Annotated in this window: 10 protein-coding genes and 1 pseudogene; 10 read left to right on the forward strand and 1 reads right to left on the reverse strand. The window is 66.2% G+C overall.

The features are described 5' to 3' along the window. The 9 genes and pseudogenes from AB1634_17160 to AB1634_17200 form a co-directional block, all read left to right on the forward strand. Positions 1 to 404 (forward strand): type II toxin-antitoxin system VapC family toxin (locus AB1634_17160; GenBank protein MEW6221245.1); only part of this gene is annotated, 404 nt, incomplete at its 5' end. A gap of 63 nt (positions 405 to 467) precedes the next feature. Then, positions 468 to 2,798: a glycosyltransferase gene (locus tag AB1634_17165; protein ID MEW6221246.1), complete on the forward strand. Its 2,331-nt coding sequence runs from the start codon at positions 468 to 470 to the stop codon at positions 2,796 to 2,798. Next, positions 2,795 to 3,841, forward strand: a complete 1,047-nt coding sequence (locus tag AB1634_17170; protein MEW6221247.1) for a radical SAM protein — start codon at positions 2,795 to 2,797, stop codon at positions 3,839 to 3,841. The genes AB1634_17165 and AB1634_17170 overlap by 4 nt, the downstream gene beginning before the upstream one ends. Then, positions 3,838 to 4,956, forward strand: coding sequence for a DegT/DnrJ/EryC1/StrS family aminotransferase (locus tag AB1634_17175; GenBank protein MEW6221248.1), 1,119 nt, complete (start codon positions 3,838 to 3,840; stop codon positions 4,954 to 4,956). Before AB1634_17170 ends, AB1634_17175 begins: the two co-directional genes overlap by 4 nt. After that, the gene (locus AB1634_17180) at positions 4,934 to 6,271 is read left to right on the forward strand and encodes a radical SAM protein (protein ID MEW6221249.1); all 1,338 of its coding nucleotides are present in this window, start codon (positions 4,934 to 4,936) and stop codon (positions 6,269 to 6,271) included. Before AB1634_17175 ends, AB1634_17180 begins: the two co-directional genes overlap by 23 nt. After that, positions 6,268 to 6,561 (forward strand): hypothetical protein, encoded by a 294-nt coding sequence (locus AB1634_17185; protein MEW6221250.1) that lies wholly within the window; start codon positions 6,268 to 6,270, stop codon positions 6,559 to 6,561. Before AB1634_17180 ends, AB1634_17185 begins: the two co-directional genes overlap by 4 nt. Before the next feature lie 128 nt (positions 6,562 to 6,689). Further along, positions 6,690 to 7,013: pseudogene (locus AB1634_17190) on the forward strand (type II toxin-antitoxin system RelE/ParE family toxin). 138 nt (positions 7,014 to 7,151) lie between these two features. Continuing rightward, positions 7,152 to 7,331 (forward strand): helix-turn-helix transcriptional regulator, encoded by a 180-nt coding sequence (locus AB1634_17195; GenBank protein ID MEW6221251.1) that lies wholly within the window; start codon positions 7,152 to 7,154, stop codon positions 7,329 to 7,331. A 119-nt stretch (positions 7,332 to 7,450) separates the two neighbouring features. After that, positions 7,451 to 8,101 (forward strand): methyltransferase domain-containing protein, encoded by a 651-nt coding sequence (locus tag AB1634_17200; protein ID MEW6221252.1) that lies wholly within the window; start codon positions 7,451 to 7,453, stop codon positions 8,099 to 8,101. Between the two features lie 141 nt (positions 8,102 to 8,242). Here AB1634_17200 and AB1634_17205 read toward each other — a convergent pair whose 3' ends face one another. Continuing rightward, positions 8,243 to 8,791 carry an acyltransferase gene (locus AB1634_17205; protein ID MEW6221253.1) on the reverse strand — a complete coding sequence of 183 codons (549 nt, stop codon included), beginning with the start codon at positions 8,789 to 8,791 and terminating at the stop codon, positions 8,243 to 8,245. A 184-nt stretch (positions 8,792 to 8,975) separates the two neighbouring features. Between AB1634_17205 and AB1634_17210 the strand changes: the two genes are divergently transcribed. Continuing rightward, positions 8,976 to 9,857, forward strand: coding sequence for an imidazole glycerol phosphate synthase cyclase subunit (locus AB1634_17210; GenBank protein MEW6221254.1), 882 nt, complete (start codon positions 8,976 to 8,978; stop codon positions 9,855 to 9,857). Positions 9,858 to 9,996: the final 139 nt, after the last annotated feature.

Below are 9,996 nucleotides of genomic sequence, written 5' to 3' on the forward strand. Positions count from 1 at the left end.
ACTCCGGCCTCCTGCGCGGCCGCCACGAGATCACCCTGGTACTGGATGCTGCCGACGAGGTGTACCTGCCGGCCGTGGTCATCGGCGAGCTCCTGGCCGGGTTCAAGAGGGGCAACGCCGAGCAGCGCAACAAGGAGATCCTGGCCCGTTTCCTCGCCGTTTCCAAGGTGGCCACGGTGGCCCTGGACGAGGAAACCGCCGAACGTTACGCGGTGATTCTGGATTTCCTGCGGCGGCAGGGCTCACCCATTCCAACCAATGACCTGTGGATTGCGGCTGTGGCCATGCAGCATGGTCTGGTACTGGTCACTGCCGACCGCCATTTTTCCAGTGTGCCGCAAGTGGTGACGGCCCTGGTGGGCACGGAGGCACCCGCCGTCCGTCCTCATCAACAAGAGCCCTAGCTCCTGTCGACCATGGCTGCCGAACAACGCAGCGTCTCCTTCCCGTTGTGATGGACGATGCCGATGACTTCCGCCGTCCCCGGCCGACAGATTCCGGCCGACACCACTCTTCTCGACTTGGCCCGGGCCAACAACCAGCCGGCCCTGCAGCAGTGGCTGGCCAGCCAGGCCGAGCCCCTGGCCGGGGCCCGGGAGCTGCTGGTGGCCGCCCGCCAGGCCATGACCGGCGGACTTCGGGACGAGGCCCGGGTGCTCCTGCGGGCCATCCTGGCCGGCAGCAAGGAGCCGTCCCTGGTGCAGCCGGTGGCGAGCCTCCTGGGGGACCTGGCCCTGGCAGCCGGCGACTGGCTGGAGGCCCGGGGGTGCTTCCAGCAGCTGCCGGTGAACAACCAGACCTGGCCCCGGCTCCTGGCCACCTATACCGAAAGCCTGGATCTGCCTGGCCTGGCGGAACTGGCCGAGATCATCGGCGGCCAGGGGCCGTCCCCGGCCCTTCTGGCCAGCCTGGTGGCGGCCGGCGACCGGATCGTGGCCCGGCTTGCGGCCCAGGAGGAGATCGCGGCCGGGCATCGCCAGCGCTACGAGGAGAATGCCGCGCTTCTGGCCCGAATCGCCCCGGGCTTCTTCGAGCGCCTGGCGCCCTGGGGATTTCCGGACCAGGTCTTCAGTTCGGCCATCGCCCTGCCGGAGGGCCTGTTCCTGCGCACGGCCGGCGGCTGGCAGCGGCTGGCCTTGGCCGAGCTGGCTGGCAAGTATCGGCCAGACCAGCTTCTGAGCGAGTTCACGGAAGGGGTTCTGGTCCGCTGTCTAACCCTGGAGCACCTGGCCCGCTTCCTGGCCGGCGTCGCCACCGATGCCCCGAGCTTCCTGAAGGCCACCTGCTTTCTCGCCGTCCCCCCGGGTGTCCTCCAACTCGGCCTGGCCCTCCTGGATCTCGGTACTCTGGCGCGGTGTGACTTCATCTTCCGGCTCCTGGATCCGGACCGGTTCGAAGCGGATCTGGCGGCGGTCATCCGGCAGGAGAACCTGATCCTGCCCACCCGCTCGGTGGGCTTCCAGCCAGACGACGCTACCTTTGTCCAGGAAAACGTGACCCCCCTTCTGGAACGTCTGCGGGATGAAATCAAGGTGGAGGTCGCAAACGGCATGACCCGCCTGGCGCACCTCTATCCGCCGGACTTCGGCGCCAGCTTGCCGGAGAAGATCGGCCGCGGCGGGCTCAGGGTCATGTCCTTCACCTCCCGCTTCAGCACCTTTGTCCAGCACTGCACCGCCAGCTTCATGCGGGCGCTCGGGGACCAGGACTGCCAGACGCGGGTGGTCATCGAAGGGCCTTACGATCCGCCGGGATTCCGCCTGGACCATCGCCTGCGCTACATCGCCGATTTTCAGCCCGACCTTCTTCTGCTCGTGGATCATCTCAAGCAGGAGTCCGGGCTCCCCGCCACCATCCCGTGTGTGAGCTGGATCCAGGACAAGCTGGAGCCGGTCACCTCGGGCCGCCACGTGCAGAAGATCGGGCACAACGACCTCCTGCTCGTCCAGACCTACCTGGAAGACCTGCACCATCTCGGCTACCCCAACCTGGTGCGCTTCCCGGTGCCGGCCGACGAGCAGATCTTCGACACCGCCCCTGCCACGGACCGTTGCGAGCGGGCGATCGCCTACGTCAACCACTGCCCCAACCCGGCGGCGTCCCTGTTGCCCGAGCCGGCGGCCAATCACGCGCTCAATGAGCGGATCCACGCCCTGCTCGCCCCTGCCTTCACGGACAGCCGGTCCATGCCGATCACCCTTGCCGATTACCAGGCCGTGCTGCGGCCGATCCTCGACGATTCCCAGACCACCAGTGGCTTCTACGAAGAGATCCGCGCTACCATCGGCAACTATCTCCTCCGTACCGAGGTCCTGGGCTGGCTTGTGCAGTCTGGGCGGGATCTTGACATCTACGGCAAGGGCTGGGAGCGGCAGCCTCTGCTGGCGCCCTATGCCCGAGGGCCGGTCCAGCCCGGACCCGACCTGGTCCAGGTCTACAACCGGACGGCCGTCAACCTCCACATGCACCCCTTTACCACCACCCACCAGCGGGTGTTCGAGGCGATCCTGGCCGGCAGCCTGGTCCTCGTCTACCGGCTGGATGACGACCGGGACCTCAATCCCCTGGAGCAGTACCTCGCCGAGGGCGAAGGCTACCTCTTCTTCCGCAACCGGGAGGATCTGAGCCATAAAATCGGGGAGATCCTGGACGCCCCCCAGAGGCGCCTGGCCATCATCGAGCGGGGCCGGGCCAAGGTGCGCGAGCGCTTCACCTATGCGGTGGCGGCCCGGCAGCTTCTGGCCCTGGTGGCCCACCATTTCGGTGCGCCTTCGCCCGCTCCCGAGAACGCGCCATGAGCCTGACGTTGGAGCACCACAAGCTCTTTAGCCACTGGGACCGGGTGCACGCCTGGCTCCAGGGCGAGGCCGTGATCCCGCCCACGGTGGAGGTGAGCCCGTCTTCCGCCTGCAACCATCGCTGCCTCATGTGCGGCTACGACCATCTCGGCCACCGCCGGGGCATCATGGATCCGGCGCTGCTGCAGAGCATCTGCCAGGATGTGGCGGCGGCCGGCGTGCGGGGCCTGGTCTTTGCCGGCGACGGCGAGCCGTTTGCCAACCGCGGGCTCCTGCCGGCCATGGCCGCCTCCCGCGCCGCCGGCGCCGACGTAGCTGTCAGTACCAACGGCGCCCTGATCCGGGACCAGGACCTGCCGCTCCTGGCCGAGCTTCTGACCTGGATCCGCTTCAGCGTCAATGGCACCGAGGACGAGGAGTATGCCCGGGTCCACGGCTGCGACCGCCGGGTCTTCGGCGAGGTCTGGCGTCGCATCGAGGGGCTGGTAGCCGCCAAGCGGCGGCTGGCAAGCCCGGTCACCATCGGCGTGCAGATGGTGCTGCTGCCGGAGAACATTGCCGGTGCCGCCCGGCTGGCGGCCCGGGCCCGGGAGGCCGGGGTCGACTACTTCGTCATGAAGCCGTTCCTCCACAACCCGAAGAACGCCTACGCTGCCGGCGTCGACTACCAGGCCCACGCCGCGACCCTGGAGGCGGCGACCACCTTGGCCACGACCGGTTTCACCAGCCAGATGCGCTGGGACACCGTGCGCTGCCAGCCCCGCGGCTACCGCCAGTGCCTGGCCTGGCCCTTCCTGCTCTATGTCCGTACCGACGCTGCCCTCATGCCCTGCCTGGCCCGCCAGGAGGAAGACCGCCTGTCCCTGGGCAATCTGGCGACCGGCGGTTTCGCCGCCTTGTGCCGGCAGGCCCGCCAGGGTGGGGTGGCCACGGCCATGGCCGCCATCGATGTCGCCACCTGCCAGCCCAGCTGCCGGCACCACAGCATGAACAACGCCCTGTGGCAGATGCTGCATCCCGGCCCGCACCGGAGCTTCGTATGAGCGAGCCCCCCATCCCCTTCGTGGACCTGGCCGCCCATAATCGGCCCCTGGCCGAGGACTTGGCCGCAGCCTTCCGGTCGGTGCTGGAATCCGGCCAGTACATCCTGGGGCCTGTCGTGGAACAGCTGGAACAGGCGCTGGCCCAGTACTGCGGCACCCGGTTTGCGGTGGGGGTGAGCTCCGGCACCGATGCCCTGTTTTTGGCCATGCGCGCCCTGGGCGTGGGACCGGGAGACGAGGTGATCACGGTGCCCAACACCTTTGTCGCCACCGTCTCCACCATCATCGCCTGCGGCGGCCGGCCGGTCTTCGTCGATGTGGGTGACGATCTCAATATGGATGTCAGCAGGGTGGAGGCGGCCATCACCCCCCGCACCCGCGCCATCATCCCGGTGCACCTCACCGGCCGGCCGGTGGCCATGGCCCCCTTGCTGGACCTGGCCGCCGCCCGGGGCATCCCGGTGGTGGAGGACGCGGCCCAGGCCATGGGCGCCCTTGACCATGGTCGCCGGGTGGGCTCCCTGGGCACCCTGGGGTGCTTCAGCCTGCACCCGTTGAAGGTCCTGCCTGGCGTCGGCGACGGCGGCATCATCACCACCGGCGATGCCGAGCTGGCCCGCCGCCTGCGGGCCCTGCGCAACTTTGGTCTCGTGGACCGGGACACCGTTGCTGAATGGGGCTACAACTGCCGCCTCGATCCCCTGCAGGCCGCTCTTCTTCTGGTGAAACTGCCCCATCTCGAAGGCTGGATCGCTGCCCGCCGCCGGATTGCCGGGCGCTTTCGCCAGCGGCTGGCGTCCCTGGTGACGGTGCCCCTGGAGGCCCCGGACACGAAGCCCGTCTACCAGACCTTCGTCATCCAGAGCGACCGGCGGCAGGCCCTGCAGGAGCACCTGGCCAGGGCCGGCATCGAAACCCGTATCCACTACCCGGTGCCCCTGCATCTGCAGCCAGCGGCCCGGGTCCTGGGCCACCGCCGGGGCGACTTCCCCAAGGCCGAGGCCCTGGCCGACCGCATCCTGTCACTCCCCATCTACCCCGAGCTGGCGGACACCGCCGTCGAGCGGATCATTCACGCCATCGAGACCTTCCATGGCCCGCGTCCTGTTTGTTGAGCATCGACTCCGGAACGAAAAGCTCGGCATCATGGTCCTGTCGGCGGTGCTCAAGCAGCACGGCCACGAAACCGCCCTGGTGCAAACCGCCCAGGAGGATCTGGACGCGGTCCTGGACGCCTTTGCCCCGGATTGGATCGCCTTTTCGGTGATGACCGGCGAGCACCAGCGGGCCTTGGCCACGGCCCGCGCCATCAAAGAGCGCCGCCCTGTGACCACCCTCTTCGGTGGCCCCCACTGCAGCTTCTTCCCGGAGATCGGCGCTGAGCCGGGGGTGGACTACGTCATCCAGGGGGCGGGGGAGGAGATCATCCTGGAGGTGCTGGCAGGCCGGCTGTCGCCAGGGGTCTTTCGGGGCAACCTGGTGCGGGACATGGACCGCCTGCCCTTTGCCGACCGGGATCTTCTCTATGGCGAGCCCCGGTTCCGGGACAACCCCATCAAGAACGTCATGACCCTCCGGGACTGCCCGTACAACTGCGCCTACTGCTACAACCACCTCTGGAAGAGCCTCTACGCCGACCAGCGGGATGGCCTCTTCCGGCGGCGGAGCGTCGAAAACGTGCTGGCGGAGATCGCCGCCATCCGGGAGCGCTTTCCCTTGGCCAAGATCAACTTCCTGGACGACAACTTCCTCTTCGACGGCGCCTGGGTGGAAAGCTTCTGCCAGGCTTACCGGCAGGAGGTCGGCCTGCCCTTTCTCATCAACGTCCGGGCCAACCTGGTGGAGGAGCGGACGGTGCAGATGCTCCGGGAGGCTGGCTGCGAGATGGTCAACTTCGCCCTGGAGTCAGCGGATCCCGAGGTGCAGCGCAAGATCCTCAACCGGGGCGCCTTCACCAACGAGGGCGTCATCCGCTCCATCGAGCTTTTCCACCTGCACGGCATCCGCATCCGCATGCAGAACATGATCGGCCTGCCGGTGCCGGATCCCCTGGCCGATGCCATGAACACCCTGCGCTTCAACCTGGAGCACCGGGTGGAGGACTCCTGGGTGTCGATCTTCCAGCCCTATCCCCGCACCCGGCTGGCCGAGTACGCGGTGGAGCACGGCTTCCTGAAGGATGCCAGCCTGGATGCCTGCGCCGAGAGCTTCTTCGACGAGTCGCGCCTGGTGATCCCGGACCGGGACAAGCTCAATCGGCTCCAGAAATGGTGGTACTTCATCGTCCGCCACCAGCTGCCCGAGCCGGTCATCGATCTCCTCCTGGAGCTGCCCATGACCCGGGAGCAGGGGGAGCGGCTGCTGGCCACCCGCTTCGCCATGAGCCGCCGGTACTTCTATGGTCTCCCCGACCAGGCACCCACGACATGATCGGGACCGATCTTCCCGGCGCCACCTCCCGCTTCTTCCTGGACGAACGTCCCCGAGGCCGCCTCAAAGAGCGATGTCACGGGATCGGGCAGCACCATCGTCTTGACCTGACCATGGATGAAACCGGCTCCAAGATGACGAAGCTTGCCTGGGAGCGGTTGCCGATCAACGGCACTCAGCTGACCACGGGCTGGGGCTGGGATGAATACCACCCTGTGGCGAACCTGACCTCGGCGCCCCCGGGAGGTGTAAGAAAACTGTCCACAGCCGTCTCGATGACGCCAATGTAGTGCCACCAGGATAAGAAATGCCTCGTAACGACCCGCTGTCACAATTATTTTTTTGAGCCGGTGTCAAACTTGGGCTACGAAGTAGTCGATTTTGACAAACGTATTTATTTTGATACAATAGACTACGCATGCGCGGGCCCATTTTGTCCGTAAAATTTTTCCGCACGGGGGCTGGAAATGAACCCGTCCGGGAATTTTTTCGTGAATTGTCAACGGAGGATCGCAAGATCATTGGAACAGACATAAAGGAAGTCCAATTTGGTTGGCCGTTGGGCATGCCCCTTGTGCGGAAGATGGAAAATGACTTATGGGAGGTTCGTAGCCATCTTGAGGGGCGCATAGCAATAGTGCTGTTTACCGTAATGGAAGGGCATATGGTTTTGCTTCATGCTTTCATCAAGAAAGCGCAGAAGACGCCCAGGTCTGAGCTTGATACAGCCAGGACTCGCAAAGAAAAGCTTTCGGGGGCTCTTATGGGTAATCCACATATTGGTCGTGACTTCGACGACTTTCTTCAAGAAGAGAGAATTCGTGAAGAAGTGACTGCAGCAGCTCTCAAGCGAGTAATTTCGTGGCAGCTGGACAAGGCGATGAAATCCAAACATATTACCAAAACTGAGATGGCATCTCGGATGCACACCAGTCGCGCGGTGGTTAATCGCCTTCTCGATGAAGATGACACCAGTATCACATTGGCTACGCTGGCCCGCGCCAGCCTGGCACTCGGCGTGCCGCTAAGAATCGAATTTGCCGTCAACGCGGAGGCATAATCAGCTGTTCCGGCCGCCTCGAGCGGCGTGCGAGGAGCAGGGGGAATGGCTGCTGACCACCCGCTTTGCCTGAGCCGCCGCCACTTCTATAGCCTCACCGACGACGAGGCCCCTGCAGCATGATCCGGACCGTTCTTCTCGGTGCCACACCCCGTTCCCTGGACGAACGCCGGCGCCTGGCCACCCCGGCTCGCCGCGCCGCCCAGACCACGGATCACCAGGCCTTCGGCTACGACTATTTCGACAACCCGGCGGCCATGGGCTACGGCGGCTACCGCTACGACGGCCGCTTTGCCGACGAGGCCGCCCGGGTGGCCCGCTTCTTCGAGCTGGTCCCTTCGGCCCGCATCCTGGAGATCGGCTGTGCCAAGGGCTATCTTCTGGTGGAGTTTGCCAAGCTCGGCTTTGCGGTGACCGGCATCGATCTGAGCCCGTACGCCGTGACCCAGGCCCACCCGCTTTTGGCGGGATGCCTCCGGCAGGGCGGGGCTGTGGACTTCGATTTCCCGGCGGGCTACTTCGACCTGGCCATCGCCAAGGAAGTGCTGCCGCACATGGAGCGGGACGAGGTCAAGGCCACGGTGCAGCGCCTGGCGACCTGGGCCCGCCACACCCTCCTGGTCATCCAGTGCGTGTCGGCGCCGGCCATGGCCGAGGCGTTTCTGAACTGGGACTCCACCCACCGGCTGGCCCTGACCGCCGGCCAGTGGGAGGAGCTGCTGGAAGAGGTGGGCTATTCAGGGTACGTCCATTTCAAGGACATTGTCTGACGGGCGTGATCGTTCGAATTTCGAATATCCAAGGAATGTCCAACCGCAGAAGAGATCGGCAGAACTGGTCCGAAACGTCAACTACTGGTCCCTTCATCCTTCGAAATTCCTTGTTGGACATTCTGCGGTTCGTCTTCCGGCTCAGGGACTGGCCTCGCCAGCGGGCCGGTCCTCGGGCCGGACGTGGCGGAGAAACCGGGCCGGATTGCCGGCAACGATGGTACCGGGGGCCACGGACCGGGTCACCACCGAGCCGGCGCCCACCACCGAGCCGGCCCCCACCGTCACCCCACCCAGGATGACGCTGCCCGAGCCGATGACCGCCCCGTCTTCGACGACGATGGGCAGAAGCTGCCAGTCCTCCCGGGTGGTGGGCCGGCCGGCCCGGGTGGTCGCCCAGGGCAGGCGATCAGTGGCAAAGGACACGTGGTGGCCGATGAACACCTCGTCGCCGATGGTCACCCCTTCGCAGATCAGGCTGTGGGACGAGATCTTGCAGCGGGCCCCCACCCGGGCCGTGCGCTGGATCTCCACAAAGGGGCCCACATAGGTTCCATCGCCGATGACACAACCATAGAGGTTGACGAACTGCCAGAGCACCACCCCCTGGCCGAGCACGACGTCGGCGGCGATGGACTGGAAGAGCGGCGGCTGCGGCCCGTTGCGGATGATCGGTTCCGGCTCGGTCATGACGGTCTGCTCCTTGTGGGGACGATGGCGGGTGGACGCTGAGCAGTTGCGGACGGCATGGTTCAGGATCAGAGGGGACCAGGCACGGTCCAGCCTCGTTTCTTACCACAAAACCTGTCTGAGCAAGAAGAGATCAGCGCCAGCCGGAACCGGCTGCTACGCCGCCACAGGGGACCTGAACCTCATGCCCGATCCTGAGCCCAAGCACCTGCGGGTCATCCCCCGCCTGGACATCAAAGGCCCCACCCTGGTGAAAGGGGTGCGCATGGAGGGCTTGCGGGTCCTGGGCCGGCCGGAGGATTTCGCCCGGGCCTATGCCACGGACGGCGCCGACGAGCTGCTGTACCTGGACGTGGTGGCAAGCCTTTACGGCCGCAACAACCTCACCGAGATCGTCCGCCGCACCGCCGCCGAGATCTTCATCCCGCTCACCGTGGGCGGCGGCGTCCGCAGCCTCGACGACATCCAGACCCTGCTGCGGGCCGGCGCCGACAAGGTGGCCATGAACACCGCCGCCATCGCCAGACCAGAGTTGGTGGCCCAGGCGGCCCGGGCCTTCGGTTCCCAGTGTGTGGTGGTCTCCATCGAGGCCAAGGAGCAGCCGGACGGCAGCTTCGAATGTTACACCGACAACGGCCGGGAGCGAACCGGCGTCGAGGCCGTGGGCTGGGCGAAGCAGGTCTGCGAGCTGGGGGCCGGTGAGCTGCTGGTGGGCTCGGTGGACCGGGACGGCACCGGCAGCGGCTTTGCCCTGGATCTCATCCGCCGCCTGGCTGCCGAGCTGCCCATCCCGGTGATCGCCGCCAGCGGCGCCGGCAGCAAGGAGCACGTGCAGGCAGCGGTCTGCCGGGGCCGTGCGGATGCCGTGGCGGTGGGGTCGCTCCTCCATTACCACTACGCCCCCCGGCTGACGGCCCGGGTGGAAGACCTGGGCCTCACCGAGGGCAACGTCGCCTTCCTCAAAGGTCTCATCGCTGGCAGTCAGCGCCCCCCCATCCCGGAGCCCATCGATCTGCCGGGGCTGAAGGCGGCGCTGGCTGCAGCCGGCATCTCCTGCCGGGGGTGAAACGAAATAGCGAACTGGATATTCGATAACCGGGTAGCGCGACGAACCGGTAGGGAGGACATGCAGCCCTTGCAGTGCCGGGACTGGTGGGAGGTGTGCCTCTGTCCGGGAGCGGAGGCTGGTTGGGAAGCGGCGGGAG

This window comes from Thermodesulfobacteriota bacterium (assembly GCA_040755095.1).
In the GTDB taxonomy this organism is placed as follows: domain Bacteria; phylum Desulfobacterota; class Desulfobulbia; order Desulfobulbales; family JBFMBH01; genus JBFMBH01.

Bases quoted from the DNA above. Each gene is read 5' to 3' on its own strand.
- AB1634_17165 (MEW6221246.1), top strand. From the start codon at position 468: ATGACTTCCGCCGTCCCCGGCCGACAGATTCCGGCCGACACCACTCTT.
- AB1634_17170 (MEW6221247.1), top strand. From the start codon at position 2,795: ATGAGCCTGACGTTGGAGCACCACAAGCTCTTTAGCCACTGGGACCGG.
- AB1634_17175 (MEW6221248.1), top strand. From the start codon at position 3,838: ATGAGCGAGCCCCCCATCCCCTTCGTGGACCTGGCCGCCCATAATCGG.
- AB1634_17180 (MEW6221249.1), top strand. From the start codon at position 4,934: ATGGCCCGCGTCCTGTTTGTTGAGCATCGACTCCGGAACGAAAAGCTC.
- AB1634_17185 (MEW6221250.1), top strand. From the start codon at position 6,268: ATGATCGGGACCGATCTTCCCGGCGCCACCTCCCGCTTCTTCCTGGAC.
- AB1634_17195 (MEW6221251.1), top strand. From the start codon at position 7,152: ATGAAATCCAAACATATTACCAAAACTGAGATGGCATCTCGGATGCAC.
- AB1634_17200 (MEW6221252.1), top strand. From the start codon at position 7,451: ATGATCCGGACCGTTCTTCTCGGTGCCACACCCCGTTCCCTGGACGAA.
- AB1634_17205 (MEW6221253.1), bottom strand. From the start codon at position 8,791: ATGACCGAGCCGGAACCGATCATCCGCAACGGGCCGCAGCCGCCGCTC.
- AB1634_17210 (MEW6221254.1), top strand. From the start codon at position 8,976: ATGCCCGATCCTGAGCCCAAGCACCTGCGGGTCATCCCCCGCCTGGAC.